Source organism: Beijerinckiaceae bacterium (genome assembly GCA_004564215.1).
In the GTDB taxonomy this organism is placed as follows: domain Bacteria; phylum Pseudomonadota; class Alphaproteobacteria; order Rhizobiales; family Beijerinckiaceae; genus Methylocapsa.
Window position 1 is genome coordinate 2,969,953 of record CP024846.1, and the last position, 19,904, is coordinate 2,989,856.

Below are 19,904 nucleotides of genomic sequence, written 5' to 3' on the forward strand. Positions count from 1 at the left end.
GGTTAGCCTAGCCTATCCGCTCCCGCATCGATTGGGCAATTGAAGCGAATTTGTCTGCGGCCAGGCTGTCGCCTCCGTCCAACTCAAGCGAATGCGGCGGTCTCTGAAACGGATCACCCGCCGGGGGGCGTTGGTTGATCACGCTTTCGATGTCGTGCGCGACGTCCGACCATGACCGCAAGGGCGCGGACTCGATCTGTTGTTGAAGAGCGTAGCGAGTTTCGGGGTTCAAGAGGAGGCGAATGGCATTCTTCATTTCCCGAGGATCGTAAGGAGAGAAATAGGCGCAAAGATCGCGACCGACCGTCGGGATGGAACTCGTGTTGGAGGCCGCACATGGTTTTCCGAACCAGAAGCTTTCGCCAATCGGCAATCCCCATCCCTCGAAGAAGCTTGGGAAAATGGTGAAGAGGCAAGAGGAATACAACCATTGCAACTCACGATCGGTTGGCGCTTCGATGAAAATAATCCGGTCGGCGAAAGCACGTGCCGCGTCGAGCTTCGCCAATGCGTCATCGGCTTTCCAGCCTCTCCGCCCCGCGATGACAAGCAGCGGAAGGCGATGGCCGAGTTCCGTTGCAAGTTCGTCCCAAACGGCAAGAAGCGTGAGATGGTTCTTGCGCACTTCTATTGTCCCGACGCAGAGTACGAAGTCGCAAGCGATGAGACCTGCAAGCCGATCCGTGGCCGCGAGCGGAGGTGCATTGCGCGGTGAACCTGGAAATTCGTCGGCGAGCGGAACGATCGACGAACATGTCACCAGGCTCGCGGCGTTCGCTTGCTGCCGAACACGTTCCAGTTCGCGGCGGTTGAGGTGGGTCGTGACGATAAAATGGATCGGCAAACTGAGAATCTCAAAATATTCGGCTTGGAAATCATGCCCGGTAAAATCGGGATTGGTGACGGGTATGAGATCGTGAACCAGGACGAGGACAGTTGCACGGTTTGCTGCGGCCCGTTTGCAGAAATTGATTGTCTCTTTGTTGACCCAGAACGCGCCGCCGATAAACAGCGTGTCTTCAGCTTTTAATTCGGGTGCCCGGGCGTAGCGCTTGCTGCGGAACTTGCGACGCCGTTTGTTGAAGAAGGCGCGCAGGCCCTTGAGCGTCCGTCCGAATTCGAAGAATGTTTCTTTCAGTAAGGAAAAAATGGCATCGACGTCGCCATTCGCGGACTCGATGATCGGGCGCAGTTCGTACCATTGTCCGAGATGCAAGCCGAGTATGCTCACCGAGGGGTTCGACTGAGCAAGTTTCGTCGCCACTTCAAGCTGAACGCGGGGGATTCCCGCGCAGCTATCGTGCCAGATCGCATGCGACACGACATCCGTAAGGTCGAGATAGACACGCGGCAAGGCCTGCTGGGTGAAACGCGACAGATCCACCTGGAAAGGCTTTGAAGTCTTTGTCGGCGATCGCAAATTGTTTTGGATCGCACCTGCGTCTTCGAAAGAAAGGCAGCTTGCAGGGACGACACTGAGGCGCGCGCTCAGCAATGCGCGGATATCGGCTGTCAGACGAACCACGTAGCCGGAAGCAGCTTTGGCAAGATGCCGCAGGGCCGTGTGTCGAGCGATGAGCGCCACGGCGATCAGGCGCCACGTCTCGAGGGGAAGGTCGCTCGTCGCGTTGCTATAGACGCCGAGGATCGAACAGATGACAGAAAACATCGGATGTCCTTCACAAAAGCCGCGCAAGGGTTCAGCGGGGCTGCGGATCAAAACTGCGCGGGGGCATGAGCAGGACGGCGCCGAGGGGCGTTGCCGCGTTTCGAACAGGGTCGGCCAGCACAGCCCTTGAAATTTCTGGCTCCGGCCGCGCGCAACGCGCCGCTACAGCGACCGGAAGGATGAGCGAGAGAACCGCCGCGAAGAAAAATAGGCCTCGCCGCAAACCGGCGAAATGAAGGGCGCCAGGGGATGACGTCCACGGATCCAAGGAGCGGCGGCTGGACCGGGAGGGTTTCGTGGAGACCGGGATTAAACGTCGGATCATAGGGACGGACCTCGCGTGGGAATAAATCACACGCTAGCCTTAGGTGGGAAAATATCCCACGTCAAGTGTTTTGTGGGATTGTGTCCCACTCCGTCTTGGTTCATATGTTTTTGAATGAGTGATCAGTCTGACCGCACCCCGCCGGACGCAGCCAAGCTGCAGGCTCCGATTGCTCGCCTGCTGCGGCCGCTCGTTCGGCTGTTGATCAGGAGTGGGATTACTTTCCCCGCACTCAGCGATTTGCTGCGCGAACTTTACGTCAACGTCGCCGAATATGATTTTGCATTAGCCGACAAGGAGCAAACCGACAGTCGCGTCAGCCTGCTCACAGGTATCCATCGCAAGGAGGTGCGGCGTCTGCGCGGGGCAGGAGCGCCGATCAGTGTCGTGCCGGCGTCTGTGTCACGGACGAGCCGCATCATCGCGCGATGGCTGGCGGCGCCGAACTTCACCGATGAACAAGGAAGGCCGTTACCTTTGCCCAGGGTCGCTGACCTTGACTCATCGCCCTCATTTGAATCTCTCGTCGCGTCGGTGACTCGTGACGTCCGTCCCCGGGCGGTGCTCGACGAATGGCTTGATCGCAAGCTGGTGACGATCGATGCCGAGGGACGGATCGTTCTGTCCGAAGGGGCTTTCGTTCCGCAAAGCGGCAGCGATCAGCAGCTTTATTATCTCGGGCGCAATCTGCACGATCATGTCGCTGCCGCCGTCGCTAACGTCCTCGGCGAAGAGCCCCGTTATATGGAGCGCGCGGTCCATTACGATGGTTTGTCGTTGGACTTGGCCCAGCGCCTCGAAGACCGCTCACGGGAACTCGCGCTGGATGTGTTGCGGGAAGCCAATCGCGAGGCGCATGCCGCCTGCGAGGCCGATGTAGGAGGCGACTACCGCTGGACGCTCGGCGTCTATGTTTATCGAGAACGGGAACGTGACCCGGTTCCCGAGTCTGCAGATCCAGAGGGTAGTGCACAAGGGCCCGACCGGTGAGCGATCGTCATCCTATAACGCGCAGACGTATTTTGGCTCTGTTCGCCGCCTTGCCGACTTTCATGGGATCGTCCGGCCGCGTCACCATCGGGAAGCCGCTTGATCAAGGAATCGGCGGCACGGGCGTGGCTCCTTCGCCGAAGGAACGCGAAGGGGATAAAGGCATTGGCGGCACCGGCGTCATCGGCTCCATTCAACGCTTCGGCAGCATTTTCGTGAACGACCTCCGCATCGCCTATCCGCAGGACGTGATCGTGCGGATCGATGGCAAGGAAGCGGCGGCCGATGATTTGAAACTTGGACAGGTGGTGCGCGTGGTCGCGGAACAACGCGGCAAGGGGCTGACGACTCGAAGAATAGACGTGACGAGCGAAGTGGTCGGCCGCATCGATGGCGTTTCGCTCGGACGCTTCACGGTGCTCGGCCAGACCGTCTCGTTTTCCGGCCTCTCCTGGGCGGGAATGAAATGGCGTATTGGCGATCACGTTGCGGTCAGCGGTTTGCGGCGGCCGGACGGCGTGATCGTCGCGAGCTTGGTTGAGAAGCGACCCGGCGACGCGATGAAAGTTGCGGGGCCCATCGTAGAGACGTCTGACGGATCGTTGATGATTGGTGGTCTGAAGCTCGCCCGCGTGGACAGGACGTTGATCGGACGGCGTGTCGTATTGGAGGGCCAACTGGTCAAGAATGTTTTCGAGGTCTCCGAGGGCGTCACCGAGCGGGCTCTGCTTGGACCCAATGTCAAAAAGCTTTCGGTGGAGGCCTATGTCGAACGCAGCGACGGCGGTTTGCGCCTTGGCTCGGGGTTGGAGGTCGTCGGCGGCCGCACCGCCGGCCTCCCGGCTCACGGATCCGTACGTGCCTTCATTACAACGGGAGTTGGGAGTGGGGGACAATTGCAGGTGGAGTCCATCCATCTCGATCGACGGGAAGGAGGTCCGGCCAATGGAGGCGGTTCGGCACCGGGAGAGCGGAACGACAAAGGCGGCATGAACCAACCGGGATCCGGAGGCTTCGGCAACCCGCAAGGATTTGACACTCCAGGTGGATTGGGCGGAGTCCCCGATGGGCTTGGCACGCCTGGGCTTGGCACGCCTGGGCTGGGCGGGCCTGGGCTGGGCGGAACTGGCGGATTTGACGCTCCAGGTGGATTGGGCGTTCCTGGTAGCGTGCCGGGGCTCGGGGCCCCGGGCCTACCTGGTCGAATCGGTGTTCCGGGTGGCCTGCCGGGGCTCGGCGGCTTCGGCGGCCCTGGCGGCGTTCCCAAGCGTTAGCGGATCCTGCGAATTCGCTACCGAACATCGACAGCAAACCTATCAAGCCTCTTCCACCGGGACATCGGCCATATGTTCTAAATCGACTGTCCTGGATCGACCACTCGCCTTAGACGTGCCGGGGCTTTTAAGGTGTGCCATTCGCATTCGCCGTCGGACGGCGGGGCACAACGAGCTTGCCCACCAGAATCTGGACGATTTCATCCCGCTGATTTTTCGTTTCGATGCGGACCGTGACCATGCCGCGGTCCGGGCGTGAGCGCGATGGCTTAATGTCAACGATCTCGCTTTCGACCCGCAAGACATCACCGGGACGCGTGGGACAAGGCCAAGTGATCTCGCCTCCAAGGCCGATAATTCCGCCGCCGATCGGTGCCCCGCCACCGACCAGAAGCCGCATGGTGATGGCCGCAGTGTGCCAGCCGCTTGCCACCAGCCCACCAAATAACGAGGCCTTTGCAGCCTCTTCATCGAGATGGAAGGATTGGGGATCGAATTCCGCGGCGAAGGCTTTCACTTGCCTTTCGTCAAGAGCATGCGCGGCGCTGACGAAGCGCTGCCCCACGCGCATATCGTCCAAATAGAAGCGCCGGCTCGAATCATCTCGCGCGTCCGTCATGGTTGAGAGTCACCCATGCTGTGGTCAATCTCGCTGCGTTACGATCTCGCGCGAAGCGAACAGAGGCTCAAGGCGAAAATCACTCATGTTTTGTCGTCCTCGAAAAGAGCCGGCGAACATGCGCCCCGTCATTGGTTCACGACAAAATGAGCGGATCACGCATCGACAGTTGACGCTTTGCCGACACCTCGTGCGCAACAGCACGGCAGCGAATAAGAGTATTGTGAAAAAAAAGCAATTACCAAAACTCATTCGGGAGTGATTGCCTGTGTTAGGTGCCTTGATCCTTAGCCTCTTAACTGGCGCAATTCTTGGACGAATTTTTGCGGCTTTCATTCTCTTGCCGACCTGCTGCGGCTTGGCGATCGCCGTTTTGGTTTCGTCGTCCTGGCACGGACAGGCGAGCGCTATGCAAACCGGCTTTGAAATCGCTCTCATGATTGGGAGCCTTCAAATTGGCTATGCTTTAACGTCGGGCCTGTTGTCAGGCGTTTTTGCTGACATGATGCAACATATCCGTTTTCGTGTGCCATCGCAGACGCCGACGCCGCAACGCTAAAGTCACGACAGCTGTTTCGTTGCCGAGACTTGATCGACGACATCCCATATTCGGCTCTGTGTTTCACATGACGAAGCACATGAGCATCAAACTGGGCGCAAGAGGGCGAAGGGCAATGCATTTTGTTTGGGTTGCGCTGAATGAACAGCACCTCGAATTGGATCTATTGGATTTCTGCAATGGGGGATTTACGGGCGGTAAGAGGAGGTAGACACATGGTTGACGTGATTAAATTAAAAACCGGCGAAAGGGATACGGCGGAAGGCTCTGACGGTCCCTTGGGCGGAAAGATCAAGGAGATTCGCAGTGTGTTGCGGATGGCCTATGAAGCGGGCCGCGCAAAAGGGCGTGAAGAAGCAAGACGCGAGTTGCTCGGCAGTTTGGAAACCACCGAGAATATTGCCGCCGAGACCGCAGCGGAAACACCCAAAGAAGAAGACTCCGGGGAGAGCTGAAAGCTTCGTCCCGTGATGAGTGGAACTAGAGTCTGGCTTCGCGATTGTCCCGGGAAGGAAATGGAGTAGCGAGGTTGGAATGTTACTTGTTTTTCTGCTTCATGACGGCGCCCGTGCCGGGCATCGTCCCCGACGGAGCCGGCGGCTACTTGCCCTTCACAAACAGCCGGGTCCTACCGGACGGTTCGCTTCGGCCATATGATCCGTTGATTGATGGCTCTTTCGCGGGCGATCCGATACAAGCCCTTGTCGAGCCCTTTTAGGTTTTGCTCGACGCATGTTCCCGTCCTTAAATGGCCCTTATCTGATGACGAGAATTCGGGGCAGCTCCGGTCGCCAGGTCTTTTTCGTGAGCAAGGGGTTCATAGGCCCACCTCCGTAATGTCCGAGGCTCGGATCTCTGCGAGAAGGATTGGTCGTCGGCATGCGGTTAGATGCTCTGGACTGGCTTAATTTTTTCCTCGCCGATGTGCGTGGCGGGCTCGGCCCATATCTCAATGTTTTTTTGCTCACTAGAATGGATTGGAGTCAGGCCGCAATCGGCGCGGTGCTGACGACCAGCGGCCTCATCGGAGTCATGGCGCACCCGGCCGTGGGCGTTTTTATCGACAACACCCGGGCAAAGCGGGCTCTCATCATTGCCGGTGTCCTTCTCCTCTCATGCTGCGGTCTCGCGATTGTATGGATGCCGGTCACACCCGTCGTTCTCATCGCGGATATCTTCATGGCCGTTCTTGGCGGTGTTTTCGCGCCAACCGTGGCCGCGATCACTCTTGGCATGTTCGGACGCGACGCGCTAGCGGCCCGCCTCGGCCGCAACGCCGCATTTGATCGGGCCGGCAACATCTTCATCGCACTCTTTGTCGGCGTTCTCGGAGCGGCTTACACGCAAGAAACGCCGTTCTATCTCACACCGATTTTTGCGGGGCTGACGACGATCGCGGTGCTCTCGATTCCGGCCGGTGCCATTAATCATGATCAAGCCCGTGGTCTTCCGACGAATGGTTCTCACCATGCGCTGCCCACAAACTGGCGAGCGTTACTCAAGGTTCGCCCGCTTGTCGTGTTCGCGTCCGCCGCGGGGCTCTTTCATTTCGCCAACGCACCGATGCTGCCGCTCGTCGTCCAGAAGCTTGCACTGGCCAATCCCGGTTGGGAAACGAGCCTCACCTCCGCCGCCATTATCGTCGCGCAGTTCGCTACGATCTTGATGGCGCTGCTGGTGACCCGGGCGAATACGCTAGGTCGCAGGCCGCTTTTGCTGCTCGCATTCGCCGCGCTCCCGCTGCGTGGCTTTCTTTGCATGTCGTTCGATGATCCGTCCTGGCTCCTGGCGGTGCAAGTTTTGGATGGCGTTGGGGGCGGGCTTTTCGATGCACTTCTGCCGCTCGTCCTCGCCGATATTATGGGTGGGACCGGCCATTACAGTCTCGCCCGCGGCGTTCTTGGCACCCTTCAAGGTATCGGCGGCTCATCGAGCCAGGTCGTGGCAGGATATATCGTCGCGATGGTGGGGTATAGCGCCGCCTTTTTCACACTTGCGATGATCGGAACCGCGGGTCTCCTTCTCATCCTCATCCTTATGCCGGAGACCAAGCCGGTCTAACTGCGATTTCGTTGCCGCGTACAGCATAGTCATACACACGTCGTCATACATGCGTCGTACCGGCGTCACGAACTTGGCCTCGTCCAATCGATGGATCCATTGCAGCCTCCGGCGGAACCAAGCTTCGTGGGCGTACGTTGAGGGGCCGGTATGTGGTGATAGAGCGGATCGCCATCATTAGCAGCGCTTCGAATCATCTGCCCTGGTCCGACGCTTGTCTCTTCGCATTTTTGTTTGGCCTTCGGCCAACCGCACCCAATCAGAGGAAAAACATCATGGAAGAACGCCAATCGCAATCCAGATCTGCCGCTACCGGCGGCATCAATGATGGCCCCTACAGCGCAGTAGGAAAATCCGGTTCATCAATTGCGGAATCGGCGGCTCGCGGCAAGGAAGCCGTCGGCAATGCCGCAAGTGAGGCGATGGACTCGGCAGCAGCAGATTGGCAGTCGTTACGAAATGACCTGAACGGCGTCAAGGATACCGTCGCGAAGTTCATGTCGCAGGCAGGTACCGAGGCTGCAAGAACGGCACGTGACGTGACCTCCAACGTGGCGGGCCAGGTTACCACTGCGGCCACCAATATGGCCGGAAGCAGCGCGGAGATGGCTTCTGCGGCGAATGAACAGGCCAAGGCTTTTGCATCCGAAGTCGAAACTGTGATTCGGCGCAATCCGATCGGTGCGATGGCAGGGGCGGTGCTTGTTGGCATATTGATCGGGCTCGTAGGACGCCGAAGCTGATGTTGTTCCGAATCCTCAAGTTGCTGGGGCTTGATGTTCCAGCTCAAGTAGAAGCGGCAAAAGCGAGCGTTGAGCTGCGGGTCGAACAGGCGGTCTGTCAAGGCAAACGGCTCGCTCAGAAAGCAGCGGTGATCTTTGCCCTTTACGCGCTCGCCGGGATGACGGGGGTGCTGGCGGTGGGGATCGGCCTGATCGGGTTGTATCGTTGGGCCTTGCAAGAGTGGGGCGCCGATACATCGCTGGCAATCATTGGCGGTGTCTTGGGCCTATTGACTGTGGTCTTCGCGGCGGTGGCCGCGATCAAGGGCAAATCCTTGGCGTCCGAAGGGATAGGAATGCAAAGTGACGCCCCGAAGCCAACGGCCAATCTCAGTGCCCTCATGGGCGCGCCGGCCATCGGTGCGGACGCCGCAAGCGCGTTTGGTTCCGGCGCGAGTATGGATTTTGCTCCTTCGAGTGCGATGTCGATGGTGCCAAGTACATCCGCCAGCGATCTGGTGCAGCCTTTGGCTGCCTTTCTGAAGAAAATCGGCAAATATCCCGGCGCGGGCAATCCGGTCGTAGACGACCTCATCGAGAATATGGGGGCGACCGCGCGGGGCACGGCGGAAGAAGTGGTTGACCGCGCCGCCAAGACGATCCGCTACGGCGACCGCGGGCAGGTGGTTTTCGTCATGACCGGGGCCGCATTCGTTGGTTGGCTGCTCACCCGTACCCGGCAATAATCTTCAAGGAGCATCTACCGTTTCACAGCAAAATTTGCCGAGGCCTCCAATTGATTTTGGAGCCTCGGTCTCGTTTTGCTTGGCGGCGCAACCCAAGCTCGTCTCGGGGGTTCACAGAGTTTCGGGGGCTATCTTCGACGACGCAACGCCAGAAGGGCGGTCACCTGTTGACGCAGGTAAAAAAGCGGACTCAACTCGATGTTGGCGGCAGCAATGTCTTGGAGTTTCAGGAAGGCGATCATCCATGAAACATGAGCTGTGGCGTGAGAGGCTGGCTTATTGTGCTCTCGGGGTCGTTGCGGCGTTTATGCTGGCTTCGGTCGCACGGATGTGGGCTCATATGGCGGAGATGGTTTCAATCCTGGGCGCGGCCAGAGCCTATGCCATCGGATCGACGATCAGCGTGGCGGGCTTATTGGCAATCGTCATGGTCTTTTCGCCCGACCGAAACGTATGAGGGGTGAACTGTAACGGTTAAGGCTGGCGGAAGCCTGTTCGCGGCAAGACGCCGCACAGCGCTCTTGCTTAGGCTTGAGACCGGGTGCATCCTGACGCAATTCAGTGCACTGCCTGCGGGCAGCCGAAGCAAACCGATGGAAAATTGGTTGCGAAAGGGAGGCAAAAATGACAATCGCGCGCATTCTCGCCGCCAAGGGCGCAGACGTGGTCACGACCCAGCCGCATCGAACTTTGGCCGAAGTTGCCGAAGTTCTGGCGGCGAAAAACATTGGTGCGGTCGTGGTCGCCGATGCTCAAGGCAAGGTTATTGGCATTTTATCTGAACGCGACATCATCCGCGCAGTCGCCAAGCGCGGTGTCTCCGTATTCAATGACGCGGCGTCGATGCACATGACCGCCGAGGTCACCACCACACGTGAAGACGAATGCGTTCATGTCGCCATGGAGAAAATGACCGACGGCCGGTTCCGGCATCTCCCGGTTTTGCGCCATGAGAGGCTGGTCGGGTTGGTGTCGATCGGCGACCTCGTTAAGCAACGCCTTGCTGAATATGAATATGAGCAGAAAGTCTTGCGAGACTATATCGCGACGGCTTGAGCCGTTTCATGCCGCCAAAAGGCGCACAGCCGGAGACTTCGCTTAGCTTCCCGTCTCTGCCTTAGGTGCATGGTGCGGTTCGCAAAGCAGATGGTAAAGCGTTGTGCCACTTGCGGCCTTGCGCAGTTTCGCGGCGAACTCCTTGTCGCGCAAACGCCGTGAGATGGCGGCAAGTGTGGCAAGGTGTTCCCCGCCGGCTGTCGCGGGAATCAACAGAAGGAAAACCAAGTCGACAGGCTTGCCGTCGATCGAGTCGAAATGAATCGGTCGGTGAAGCCGGACAAACATGCCGAAGAACTGATCCAATCCCGCCACGCGCGCATGCGGAAGGGCAAACCCTTCACCGAGCCCGGTCGAACCCAATTTTTCGCGGGCTTGCAAGGCGTCGAAGAGCATTGTCGAATCGAGGTGAAGCGAGGTCGCCGCGCGTGAGGCGAGATCGAGAAGCAATTGCTCCTTGTTGCTCGCGCGGGCGCCGAAAACGACGCGGCTCGGATCGATCAGATCAGCGAGATCCATGACTATCCCGGTGTGGGCGGGGGAGGTGGCGAAGTTCGTACTGCAGCGTCGCTAACGAGGCTGCCTTTGCTTGTTTGAGCATGAGACACTAGCGCTTGGGTGTTCGCGACTTGAGGGCATCGGCGACCTGAAGGACCCACAATATACCAAAAAGCAGGAGTCCAAACCAAGCCAGAGGAATGAGCCAAGGATAGGGCTCGAGCGGCGGAATCAAGCCGTAATGGAGCAGAAGGATGACGATCCCGAATGTCGCGGAGATGCCCAAATGAGGGTCAGTCAGCTCCATTTTTAAGATTTCGAGCCATCTGGATGCCATGGAATGCCTCAAAATCCTGCGGTTTTGCGACCGCGCGACGAGGCGTCGGCACCGGCTTGGAAAACGGGTAGCTTCTTTCTGGCATCAAGGAAATAGCCCCATTTTGCTTTTTTGTTGGATTTGGGCCGGCGGCGCATGCCAGCTGGCTCGCGTCGTATGCTACCGGCCCAGGAGGGCGCCTGAAATGAGCCGCTCGCCGGCAATAGCGCTAGGATGGATCGCCGATAGCCGAAAGGATTCGCAATGATTGATTGGAAAATATGGGCCGACCGCGCGCTGAAAATTTGCGCGGTCGCCATTGTGATCGGGCTGATCTCGGCGGCGCTTGCCGCCATGTTAGCCCTTTTTGTAGTCAAATGACCGCGTTTTTGCCGATATGGCCAGATCACTGAAACGCGGTTGCCGATCGGCGGGTCGGCTAATAATTCGCGAAAAAGAGGGAAGAGTTCAGCTTACGCTGCTGAAGAGATCGCGGCGGCACTCCAAATATTTCCTGGCAGGACCCTTCAATTGAAAGGTGAGAGCAACAAATTTCTCTGTGAGGCGTTGCAATAAAATATGCGTCCCGATCAGGCTCTCCAGCCGTATTGATTTTGCCTACAGTTGCGATGAGGAGGCCCTTGGGTCGCTCTTTAAATGATTTGGCGGTCCGCCCCGCAAGTCTAGTTCCGTTTCAGCTTGACTTGCGCATCAATGAATCTTCCCGGATGCGTTCGGGCAAAAAAGGTTAGAACAATGACCGATTATTCAATGGAAGAGTCAATCGCTCGCTGCATTCTTGTGACCCTGCTTGGCTATAGTTGGACCGGCAGACATGCATTGACGTTCCATGCCTTCGTTTTGCAATTTGGCAAACGGGGTTGGAACCGCAGTGATTTCGATCGCGGCATACGATTTGCGGCCCAAAGACGATGGGTCGAGGTCAGTTTCCCGACCTCCTTCAGGCTCACCGAGGCGGGTTTTGCCGAGGCCAGCAAGATCACGGGAGAAAAGGCCGGGGGAGACCAGCATGTGCAGGGCGAAAGGCGCGGGCTGAGCAGTTGACCATACGCAGCCGCCTTGTCTGCCGGCTCTATCGTGACGATGCAGTTCAAAGAGATGTCTTGTTCAGTTTATTATGTATGGCGGTGGCGGCGATCGCGGCATGGCCCACCGCTACAGAGATCTGATTGAGTTCATTCACGACATCGCCAGCGGCGTAAAGACCCTCAGCGAGAAACAAGCGCGGTCGCGTTCTTGACGAATCATCGGCGCGCGTTGCGCAGTCGAATAGCAAAGAAAAAGGCCGGCGGATTAAACCACCGGCCCTGCGTACTTTGAGAAGATTGCGCGGTCAAAAAGGATAGTAGCGAAGGCTGGTCAGGAATATATTTTCATTCCGCTCTGGCGTCCCGCCGACGCCGGGAAAACCAATGCGCTGGGTGAAGGAATATTGCAGGCCGCCTGCTAAACGGCCGAAAGGCCCCTTATAAATATTGTCCCAGAAACCCGCCGTGATTTGCCGGATCAATTTGGTGTTGCCAGTGCAGGCACTTGCGCCGGTGCCGGTGCCGAAGAATTCGATTGCGCAACCGCTGTTCACGAAATTCGGATTGCCCCAGCCGAACGGTGTGTGGGCTCCGGGGATCGAAAGCCCCGCTTTGGAATTCTGGAATTCCTGACCGGCATAGGTATAAATGTCGAGCTCAGGGAAGGCATGCCAGACCGCGCCCGCAAGCAGCATGGTTTCCGGGATTGCCGCGAGGCTGCCATCCGCGTTGAAGGTGACGTCGGGGAGTTGGGCGGTGCCATAGCGGCCGATGCCCCGTCCTGTCATGCCGGAGAATTGGACTTCGAGAACCTTGGGAATAACCGGTATGAGGATCGAGCCCCCGACACCGCCGCCTGTGGTGTTGTTATTTTGATTGGGGATGCCTGTGCCGAAAGGAAACGCGGCAGTGCGGAAGGGATAGATGATTCTATCTTGGAAATTCCGGAAGATGCCAAAGGCTTCCATATGGAGGGTGCGATCGCCAATCGTCGGATCCCAGGCAAGCTTGCCGATCAGGTCCGGCATTTGATTGAGGGAAATCGCATTGGCGTTATTGAGCAGGGAACCGCCAACGATGCTGGTCTGAGGGAATGCGATGCCGGCAGCCCCCACCGTGTTGATGATGGCCCCGCCGTCGAACAGCGTTGGGGTGCCGCCGCCGAAAGTGGTCTGCGGATTTTCCGCCGATAGAGCGGCCCAGAAGGTTCTGTCGAAGTCTTTGACGATTCGGATCTGCGGGGTACGCTGCCAGACAAAGCCCGGAACGTACTGGGCGTCGATCGTCAGGGGAATATCTTCCTGCCGCGGCAGAATGCCTTTGGTATTCATGGTCGCCAGAGACCAGGTTTGACCGGCAAGCAGATGAGCGCCGAAATAGTCCTGATCCACCGTCAGGTAGAGGTGGCGGGCGCGGGGTTGGTAGGAATTGCTTTCGTTGGAATTGGCGGTTTGCGCAGCCCCGAGGAAATCCAGTTCCCCATAGCCGGCGAGATGTGTGGCTGGATCGACATCGCCTTGCACCAGCAAAGAGAAGCGGCTCTGGCGCGCGGAGAAGCGGAATTCATTGGTATGGCTCGCGGGAACATTGGAGAAAGGAATGTTTTGATAGGGCGTCCCTATATCGGCGCCGATGAAGGGGCTGCGGGTCACGCTTTCCAATGCCAGGAAGCCGCCAGGCGTAATGGTGACGCCTTTAAACCAGATCGTGGAGGGGCCAAGAGTCGGCAGGCCGCGGACATCCGTTTCGGATTGGGCGAGGCCGCCGGGTCCCGGCTGTGGCGGTACACCAATTCCATAGGCGGCTGGCGCGGGTGCCGGGCCCGGCACCGGTTGCGCTTCCACTTGCCGGATCTGGGCCTGGGTTTGCTTCTGTTTGCGGGCCTGCTCATTGACCTTTGCTTCGAGCTGCTTCAGCCGTTCCTTGAGGAAGCGGATCTCGGAGGTTGTATCCTCGGCATGGACTTGCGTCGCCTGGACAGCCACAAGAGCGCCAAGAGCCATCGCGACGGCTGCTCGCTTATGCTTGTAGCTCTGCTTCCTCCCAAGCTTAATGTCTTGCGTTTTCATGATGTTGTGTCCCCTCAAATCTGTCGTGGATGAGGAAATCGGATAGCAACGGTCCGTGACAGCGAAGCATCATCTAAGTAATGAAAATTAAAACCTATTTTAATGTTGCGCCCGAGCATTCGGTCAACAAATTGAATGAAAATAAGTTTTGGCCTTCTGGCCTAGATTCTGGCCAGGAATGGATCTGATCCTTTCAAATTCGGCGTGACGAAATTAGCACAGCAGTAGGACGTCCCATCGGAACAGCCGAAGGCAATGCCGTAATCACAATAGCTTGTCCTCCGCGATAGCTTTCACTCTCGGAATCGTCGTATTTGACAAATTTATGAACCTTGTTTCATGAAGTGAGTTTCATGAAACAAGTTTTATGAATCTTGAGTGTAAAAATCTATTAAAGCACCCAAGATTAAGCAGTGGTCCTAGTGAGCAAAATGAGCGCTCGCGGTTCGCGTCGCGGACAAATGAGCCGGCAAGATTCGTTGAAATCATGGTCTCAATGATTAATCCAGAGCAAGAGGTGGACCACGGACAGGCTCCGGCCTCTGCGTCCGCCTCAAAAATTCCCGTTCTGCTCGTCGAGGACGAGCCGGCCATGGCGTGGGAGATCGCAGCGGAACTGACGAGTCTCGGCTATTTGGTGCGTATCGCCGAAACTGCAGCGGACGGACTCGCGGAAGCCCGCTCGCACGCTGCCGAACTTCTGATCGTGGATCGCATGCTCCGGGGAACGGACAGCCTATCCATGATCGAGATCTTGCGGGGCGAAGGCATTCGAATTCCGGTGCTCGTCGTGAGCGCGCTCGCCTCCGTCGACGAGCGAATCCGTGGATTAAAGGCAGGCGGAGACGATTATCTCATTAAGCCCTTCGCCATGGGCGAATTAGCGGCGCGCGTGGAAGCTCTTTTACGCAGATCGAGCGACTCGCGGACCGTCATTCTTCAGCTGGGGCCGCTTAAGCTCGATCTGATCGAACGCACCGCGTGCCGGGGCGAGCGCATTCTCGATCTGCTGCCGACCGAGTTCAAGCTTTTGGAATATCTTATGCGGCGTCCTGGCCAGATCGTAACCCGCACCATGCTGCTGGAGGACGTTTGGCATTATCGCTTTTTGCCGCAGACCAATTTGGTGGACGTCCATATCGGCAAGTTACGGCGCAAGGTCGACTTGGCAGGCGATCCGCCGCTCATTCATTGCGTTCGCCGCTCCGGATTCATGCTTCGTGCGGACGAGTGAGCTTTTTAAGACTTCGACTTTCCGGTTGGCTCTCTTCTTCGCGCTGGCGGTGACAGTCTCGGCCGTCGTGGTGTTCATATTCATCTACGAACAGGTGGGGTCATACAATGTGTCCCGGCTGGACTATTTACTTGAGCAGGAGGTTGCGAGGGCCGTAACCCAACCCGAAGAGAGAATTAAACGTGAGCTTGAATTGCGGTTTACCGCCGACCTGCGCCATCTCGACTACGCGGCACTGTTCGACAAGACCGGCGAGCTTCGGTATGGCAATTTAGCGTCGATCCCGAAGGATCTTCCCATCGACGGCATGGCGCACACCTTGCACGTGCCGACCATGCGCGCTCCCGATACCGGAGCCGAGACGGCGGTCTTCGTCGCCGGCCGGAGGCCAGATGGCAGCATCGTGCTGCTGGGCCGAAGCCTCTACCTCGTGAACGCATTCAAGCGAGCTGTCGTTGAAGCCTTGATCATCGGTCTCTTGCCCGCGATCCTGTTGGCGCTTGTCACGGGAGCGATCTTCAGTTTTCGCAGCACCCGCCGCCTCAAGGCGATCAATGAGACGATCGTTCGCATTATGCACGGCGATTTGCAGGAAAGATTGCCTGCGAACGGTAAGATGGACGATCTGAACTATGTCACGAGCGCGGTTAATCTCATGCTCGACGAAATTGTTCGTCTCGTCGGTCAAATCAAAAGCGTAGGAGACAATATCGCCCATGATTTGCGCGCACCCTTGGCGGTCATGCATGCCAAGCTCGAACGAGGTCTGAAGAGCCAAACCGATCACGACTTGCGAGTCACGGTGGAGCACGCGCTTACCGACCTCGACCATGCGCTGACCACTGTTACGGCGTTGCTTCGGATCTCCGAAATCGAATTCGGTCGCCGGCAGATTGGCTTCTCCGAGGTGGATCTGTCGGAGGTTTGTCTCTCTGTCTTCGAGCTCTACCAGCCGCTGGCGGAAGCCAAGCAGATCGAATTTACGCTGAATGCACCGGCGCCGCTTTCGATCGAAGGTGATTTCGATTTGTTGGTTGAGGCGATCGCCAATCTTGTCGACAATGCGATCAAGTTCACGCCGAGAGGGGGCTCGGTCGCCATTACCGCAAAGACCATCGGAGATGGCTTTATTGCTCGGGTGTCGGATAGCGGTCCCGGTGTTGCGCCGGAGGAACGCGAGCATATTTTCAAAAGATTCTATCGCTCGGACAAATATCGGCACATTCCCGGTACAGGCTTAGGCCTGAGCATGGCGGCGACGATTGCCGACGTTCACGGCTTCGAACTTTGCATCGACGGTACTCAACTCGGGGCCACCTTCCAGATTTCCGGGCGCTTGGCAAAGGAGATCGCAGCTCCGTCGTTGGATAAGACGCCAACAATCGACCAGCAAAAGCGGGATGGTCGAGACGAGGCCAAAGGATAAATTTTTTTATAATAAACCTTGGCGCAAGGCGGGTGTATGCAAGCCCGGTCGGCAACTTAGCCGCCAGCGCGGCGAACCAGGCCGGAGTTGTTCGAGGCCATTTCGATGCTAGCCATCGTCCGATTGGCGCTTCGGCGTCCTTATACATTCGTGGTCATGGCGATCCTGATTTCGATCTTTGGCTCGCTGGCCGCGATTCGGACGCCCATCGATATTTTTCCCAACATCGGTGTCCCTGTCATCAGTGTGATCTGGACCTACAATGGATTGCCCTCCGACGATATGTCGGGCCGCATCGTCTATTTCTATGAACGTTCGCTCACGACGACGGTCAACGATATCGAACATATCGAGTCGCAATCCGTGCAAGGGTATGGAATCGTCAAAATATTTTTCCAACCTTCGGTGGATATCAACGCCGCGCAAGCTCAGGTCACTGCCGTATCGCAAACCGTGTTGAAGCTCCTTCCGCCGGGCGTTACCCCGCCGCTCGTCTTGACCTACAACGCCTCCAGCGTGCCGATCCTGCAGGTGGCGCTCTCAAGCGATACGCTCTCACAAGCCAAGCTCAATGATCTCGGGCTGAATTTCATTCGGCCTCAGCTGGCCACTGTCGCCGGCGCGGCGCTGCCTTCGCCCTATGGGGGCGTGGTCCGTCAGGTGCAAGTCGATCTCGATCAGCACGCTCTGCATTCGTATGGTCTTTCGGCGCAGGACGTCGGCAACGCCCTCTCCGCGCAGAATCAGATCACGCCCGTCGGCACCGAAAAGATCGGCAAGTTCGAATATACGGTTAATCTCAACGATTCGCCGAAACGCATCCAGGAATTCAACGACATGCCGGTGAAAGCGGTTAACGGCACCGTCATCTTTATGCGTGATGTCGCCTATGTGCACGATAGTGCTCCGCCCCAAACCAACGTCGTCCAATTGAATGGACGCAAGGGCGTGCTGATGACGGTTTTGAAATCGGGCTCTGTTTCAACCCTGGATATTATCGCCGACGTCAAGAAAATGTTGCCGATTATCGCGGAATCGATGCCTAAGGGATTGGAAATAAAGCTCGTTGGCGATCAATCTGGCTTCGTCAAATCCGCCGTCGGTAATGTCATCCAGGAAGGCGTGATCGCGGCTGCTTTGACCGGCCTCATGATTCTTCTCTTTCTCGGAAGCTGGCGCTCGACGCTCATCATCACGGTGTCGATCCCGCTGGCGATCCTTGCCTCGCTCACTGCACTGTCGGTGTTAGGACATACGATCAATGTTATGACGCTCGGCGGTCTCGCGCTTGCGGTCGGCATTCTTGTCGACGACGCAACGGTCACGATCGAGAACATCAATTGGCACCTTGAGCACGGCGAACCGGTCGAACCGGCCATCCTCGATGGCGCGCGTCAAATTGTGGTTCCCGCCACCGTTTCCTTGCTCTGCATTTGCATCGCTTTGGTGCCAATGTTCGGTCTTGCCGGCGTTTCGGGCTATCTTTTCCGTCCGCTCGCGGAAGCCGTCGTCTTCGCAATGATCGCTTCTTATGTCTTGTCGCGCACGTTGGTGCCGACAATGGCCAATCACCTCCTGCAACCCCACCAAGCGTTGCCTCATCGGGATAGCGACGCTACCCCTTCCCAGGCAAGAACCAATCCGCTGGCGCGTTTTCAAAAGGGCTTTGAGCAGCGTTTTGAGCAATTGCGTGATGCGTATCGCGGCCTATTGGGTCTCGCCCTCCGCCATCCGAGGGGTCTCATCGCCGGTTTTTTTGGCGTGACGGCTCTTTCGTTTGGGCTCGCGCCCTTTCTCGGCGAGAATTTCTTCCCCGACATAGATGCAGGCGCGATCAAACTTCACGTTCGCGCACAACCCGGCATGCGGATCGAGGAAACAACAGCCTTGTGCAACCGGATCGAGCAGAGGATCCGCGGCATCATTTTACCGGCCCAGCTCGAAAATATTGTTGATAATATTGGCATGCCGGTCAGCGGTATAAATCTTTCCTACGGAAATTCGGGAACGATCGGCGTATTCGACGCCGATATTCTTATCTCGCTAAAGGAGGGGGCGACCTCCACATCCGATTACGTCAAAATTCTGCGCGAGACTTTGCCACGCGCTTTTCCGGGGACGACATTCGCGTTTCTTCCTGCCGATATCGTGAGCCAGATTCTGAACTTTGGCGCGCCGGCACCTATCGATGTGCAAATTAGCGGCCGCGATTTAAATGCCAATCGGATCTACGCCAATAGACTGCTAGCTAAAATAAGACTGGTGGCGGGCGTGGCCGATTCACGTATCCAGGAAGTGTTCCAGGCCCCCGCCCTGAACATAGACTTCAACCGCTCGCTTGCCAGCTTGGTCGGGCTGACTGAACGCGACGCGGCGACAAGCGTTCAGACAACGCTTTCGGGCAGCACCCAGACTGCGCCGACGTTCTGGTTGAACCCTGGCAGTGGCGTGTCGTATCCGATCTCCATCCAGACACCCCAATATCGAATGGATACATTGGGATCTTTGAGGAACCTGCCGCTGTCGGCAAGCCAATCCACACAGCTTCTCGGCGGTCTCGCGACGATCGCTCCGAAGCCGGTCGATGCCGTGGTGTCGCATTACAACATCCGGCCCACGGTCAATATTTACGCGGCCACGCAGGGCCGTGATCTCGGCGCTGTCGCGGCCGACATAGAAAAGATCCTGGATGAAACCAAAGCGGAACTTCCGAAAGGCGCACGGGTCGTAACCCGCGGCCAAATCGAGACGATGAACAGCTCCTATCATCAGCTTTTCTTTGGCCTCGGCTTTTCGATCGTGCTGATCTATCTCGTGATCGTGGTCAATTTTCAGTCGTGGCTCGACCCGTTGATCATCATATTGGCGCTTCCCACGGCGCTGGCGGGAATTGTCTGGATCTTGTTCCTGACGCATACGACTTTGTCGGTGCCGGCCCTCACGGGCGCGATCATGTGCATGGGTGTAGCCACCGCGAACAGCATCCTTGTAACCAGTTTCGCGCGTGAAGAGTTAGCGCATGGCATGGACGCGATGAGCGCTGCTTTTGCCGCGGGCGCCACGCGTTTTAGACCGGTACTCATGACTGCGCTTGCGATGATCATAGGCATGTTGCCGATGGCTATCGAGCCAGGACAAAATATGCCGCTTGGCCGCGCTGTGATCGGCGGACTGATCTTCGCGACCTGTACGACTTTGATTCTGGTGCCGACCCTTTTCAGCATCGTCCATCGGCACGATCAGCCGAAGGATGCAGTGGTACAACCGCTTTCTGATTCCACACCGGCCTGA

The 19,904-nt window shown here is 57.5% G+C and carries 20 protein-coding genes and 1 pseudogene; 13 read left to right on the plus strand and 8 right to left on the minus strand.

What is annotated here, in order from left to right; all coding sequences use genetic code 11:
* Nucleotides 1-7 precede the first annotated feature (7 nt).
* Together CU048_14205 and CU048_14210 are read right to left on the minus strand one after the other, a co-directional pair.
* Nucleotides 8-1,669, minus strand: a complete 1,662-nt coding sequence (locus CU048_14205) for a hypothetical protein (protein QBR72237.1) — start codon at nucleotides 1,667-1,669, stop codon at nucleotides 8-10.
* Nucleotides 1,670-1,700: 31 nt separating this feature from the next.
* On the minus strand, nucleotides 1,701-1,994 hold the full coding sequence (locus CU048_14210; GenBank protein ID QBR72238.1) for a hypothetical protein: 294 nt from the start codon (nucleotides 1,992-1,994) through the stop codon (nucleotides 1,701-1,703).
* Nucleotides 1,995-2,108: 114 nt separating this feature from the next.
* Between CU048_14210 and CU048_14215 the strand changes: the two genes are divergently transcribed.
* Complete coding sequence (locus CU048_14215) at nucleotides 2,109-2,984, plus strand: hypothetical protein (protein ID QBR72239.1); 876 nt, start codon at nucleotides 2,109-2,111, stop codon at nucleotides 2,982-2,984.
* 62 nt (nucleotides 2,985-3,046) lie between these two features.
* Nucleotides 3,047-4,258, plus strand: coding sequence for a hypothetical protein (locus tag CU048_14220; protein QBR72240.1), 1,212 nt, complete (start codon nucleotides 3,047-3,049; stop codon nucleotides 4,256-4,258).
* A 127-nt stretch (nucleotides 4,259-4,385) separates the two neighbouring features.
* On the opposite strand, the gene CU048_14225 is transcribed toward CU048_14220, so the two are convergent.
* A complete protein-coding gene (locus CU048_14225; protein QBR72241.1) occupies nucleotides 4,386-4,877 on the minus strand; it encodes a dehydratase in 492 nt (163 codons plus the stop codon).
* A 280-nt stretch (nucleotides 4,878-5,157) separates the two neighbouring features.
* Here CU048_14225 and CU048_14230 point away from each other — a divergent pair, with 280 nt between their 5' ends.
* The 7 genes from CU048_14230 to CU048_14260 all read left to right on the plus strand — a co-directional run bounded on the left by CU048_14230 (nucleotide 5,158) and on the right by CU048_14260 (nucleotide 10,021).
* Nucleotides 5,158-5,436: a hypothetical protein gene (locus CU048_14230; protein QBR72242.1), complete on the plus strand. Its 279-nt coding sequence runs from the start codon at nucleotides 5,158-5,160 to the stop codon at nucleotides 5,434-5,436.
* A gap of 215 nt (nucleotides 5,437-5,651) precedes the next feature.
* Nucleotides 5,652-5,891 (plus strand): hypothetical protein, encoded by a 240-nt coding sequence (locus CU048_14235; GenBank protein ID QBR72243.1) that lies wholly within the window; start codon nucleotides 5,652-5,654, stop codon nucleotides 5,889-5,891.
* Between the two features lie 424 nt (nucleotides 5,892-6,315).
* Nucleotides 6,316-7,497, plus strand: a complete 1,182-nt coding sequence (locus CU048_14240; protein QBR72244.1) for an MFS transporter — start codon at nucleotides 6,316-6,318, stop codon at nucleotides 7,495-7,497.
* Nucleotides 7,498-7,649: 152 nt separating this feature from the next.
* Entirely contained in the window at nucleotides 7,650-8,240 is a 591-nt protein-coding gene (locus CU048_14245) for a hypothetical protein (GenBank protein QBR72245.1), read from the plus strand.
* Nucleotides 8,240-8,965 (plus strand): hypothetical protein, encoded by a 726-nt coding sequence (locus CU048_14250; protein ID QBR72246.1) that lies wholly within the window; start codon nucleotides 8,240-8,242, stop codon nucleotides 8,963-8,965. Before CU048_14245 ends, CU048_14250 begins: the two co-directional genes overlap by 1 nt.
* 244 nt (nucleotides 8,966-9,209) lie before the next feature.
* Nucleotides 9,210-9,422, plus strand: coding sequence for a hypothetical protein (locus CU048_14255; GenBank protein ID QBR72247.1), 213 nt, complete (start codon nucleotides 9,210-9,212; stop codon nucleotides 9,420-9,422).
* A gap of 167 nt (nucleotides 9,423-9,589) precedes the next feature.
* Nucleotides 9,590-10,021: an inosine-5-monophosphate dehydrogenase gene (locus tag CU048_14260; protein QBR72248.1), complete on the plus strand. Its 432-nt coding sequence runs from the start codon at nucleotides 9,590-9,592 to the stop codon at nucleotides 10,019-10,021.
* A gap of 42 nt (nucleotides 10,022-10,063) precedes the next feature.
* Here CU048_14260 and CU048_14265 read toward each other — a convergent pair whose 3' ends face one another.
* The 3 genes from CU048_14265 to CU048_14275 form a co-directional block, all read right to left on the minus strand.
* Nucleotides 10,064-10,540, minus strand: coding sequence for a transcriptional regulator (locus tag CU048_14265; protein ID QBR72249.1), 477 nt, complete (start codon nucleotides 10,538-10,540; stop codon nucleotides 10,064-10,066).
* Nucleotides 10,541-10,628: 88 nt separating this feature from the next.
* The gene (locus CU048_14270; protein ID QBR72250.1) at nucleotides 10,629-10,856 is read right to left on the minus strand and encodes a hypothetical protein; all 228 of its coding nucleotides are present in this window, start codon (nucleotides 10,854-10,856) and stop codon (nucleotides 10,629-10,631) included.
* An 8-nt stretch (nucleotides 10,857-10,864) separates the two neighbouring features.
* Entirely contained in the window at nucleotides 10,865-11,191 is a 327-nt protein-coding gene (locus tag CU048_14275) for a hypothetical protein (GenBank protein ID QBR72251.1), read from the minus strand.
* Between the two features lie 358 nt (nucleotides 11,192-11,549).
* On the opposite strand from CU048_14275, the gene CU048_14280 reads away from it, so the two are divergent.
* Complete coding sequence (locus CU048_14280) at nucleotides 11,550-11,900, plus strand: hypothetical protein (protein ID QBR72252.1); 351 nt, start codon at nucleotides 11,550-11,552, stop codon at nucleotides 11,898-11,900.
* Between the two features lie 46 nt (nucleotides 11,901-11,946).
* Here CU048_14280 and CU048_14285 read toward each other — a convergent pair.
* Nucleotides 11,947-12,063 (minus strand): annotated as a pseudogene (locus tag CU048_14285) (thioredoxin reductase).
* A 126-nt stretch (nucleotides 12,064-12,189) separates the two neighbouring features.
* On the minus strand, nucleotides 12,190-13,953 hold the full coding sequence (locus tag CU048_14290) for a hypothetical protein (protein QBR72253.1): 1,764 nt from the start codon (nucleotides 13,951-13,953) through the stop codon (nucleotides 12,190-12,192).
* A gap of 496 nt (nucleotides 13,954-14,449) precedes the next feature.
* Here CU048_14290 and CU048_14295 point away from each other — a divergent pair, with 496 nt between their 5' ends.
* The 3 genes from CU048_14295 to CU048_14305 all read left to right on the plus strand — a co-directional run bounded on the left by CU048_14295 (nucleotide 14,450) and on the right by CU048_14305 (nucleotide 19,904).
* On the plus strand, nucleotides 14,450-15,187 hold the full coding sequence (locus tag CU048_14295; GenBank protein QBR72254.1) for a DNA-binding response regulator: 738 nt from the start codon (nucleotides 14,450-14,452) through the stop codon (nucleotides 15,185-15,187).
* Nucleotides 15,174-16,613, plus strand: a complete 1,440-nt coding sequence (locus CU048_14300; GenBank protein QBR72255.1) for a sensor histidine kinase — start codon at nucleotides 15,174-15,176, stop codon at nucleotides 16,611-16,613. Before CU048_14295 ends, CU048_14300 begins: the two co-directional genes overlap by 14 nt.
* A gap of 105 nt (nucleotides 16,614-16,718) precedes the next feature.
* Nucleotides 16,719-19,904: an RND transporter gene (locus CU048_14305; protein QBR72256.1), complete on the plus strand. Its 3,186-nt coding sequence runs from the start codon at nucleotides 16,719-16,721 to the stop codon at nucleotides 19,902-19,904.

What these genes read in the sequence shown, in the direction of transcription:
- CU048_14205 (QBR72237.1), bottom strand. Translation starts at nt 1,669, where the DNA reads ATGTTTTCTGTCATCTGTTCGATCCTCGGCGTCTATAGCAACGCGACG.
- CU048_14210 (QBR72238.1), bottom strand. Translation starts at nt 1,994, where the DNA reads ATGATCCGACGTTTAATCCCGGTCTCCACGAAACCCTCCCGGTCCAGC.
- CU048_14215 (QBR72239.1), top strand. Translation starts at nt 2,109, where the DNA reads ATGAGTGATCAGTCTGACCGCACCCCGCCGGACGCAGCCAAGCTGCAG.
- CU048_14220 (QBR72240.1), top strand. Translation starts at nt 3,047, where the DNA reads ATGGGATCGTCCGGCCGCGTCACCATCGGGAAGCCGCTTGATCAAGGA.
- CU048_14225 (QBR72241.1), bottom strand. Translation starts at nt 4,877, where the DNA reads ATGACGGACGCGCGAGATGATTCGAGCCGGCGCTTCTATTTGGACGAT.
- CU048_14235 (QBR72243.1), top strand. Translation starts at nt 5,652, where the DNA reads ATGGTTGACGTGATTAAATTAAAAACCGGCGAAAGGGATACGGCGGAA.
- CU048_14240 (QBR72244.1), top strand. Translation starts at nt 6,316, where the DNA reads ATGCGGTTAGATGCTCTGGACTGGCTTAATTTTTTCCTCGCCGATGTG.
- CU048_14250 (QBR72246.1), top strand. Translation starts at nt 8,240, where the DNA reads ATGTTGTTCCGAATCCTCAAGTTGCTGGGGCTTGATGTTCCAGCTCAA.
- CU048_14255 (QBR72247.1), top strand. Translation starts at nt 9,210, where the DNA reads ATGAAACATGAGCTGTGGCGTGAGAGGCTGGCTTATTGTGCTCTCGGG.
- CU048_14260 (QBR72248.1), top strand. Translation starts at nt 9,590, where the DNA reads ATGACAATCGCGCGCATTCTCGCCGCCAAGGGCGCAGACGTGGTCACG.
- CU048_14265 (QBR72249.1), bottom strand. Translation starts at nt 10,540, where the DNA reads ATGGATCTCGCTGATCTGATCGATCCGAGCCGCGTCGTTTTCGGCGCC.
- CU048_14270 (QBR72250.1), bottom strand. Translation starts at nt 10,856, where the DNA reads ATGGCATCCAGATGGCTCGAAATCTTAAAAATGGAGCTGACTGACCCT.
- CU048_14275 (QBR72251.1), bottom strand. Translation starts at nt 11,191, where the DNA reads ATGGCGGCAAGCGCCGCCGAGATCAGCCCGATCACAATGGCGACCGCG.
- CU048_14280 (QBR72252.1), top strand. Translation starts at nt 11,550, where the DNA reads ATGAATCTTCCCGGATGCGTTCGGGCAAAAAAGGTTAGAACAATGACC.
- CU048_14290 (QBR72253.1), bottom strand. Translation starts at nt 13,953, where the DNA reads ATGAAAACGCAAGACATTAAGCTTGGGAGGAAGCAGAGCTACAAGCAT.
- CU048_14295 (QBR72254.1), top strand. Translation starts at nt 14,450, where the DNA reads ATGATTAATCCAGAGCAAGAGGTGGACCACGGACAGGCTCCGGCCTCT.
- CU048_14305 (QBR72256.1), top strand. Translation starts at nt 16,719, where the DNA reads ATGCTAGCCATCGTCCGATTGGCGCTTCGGCGTCCTTATACATTCGTG.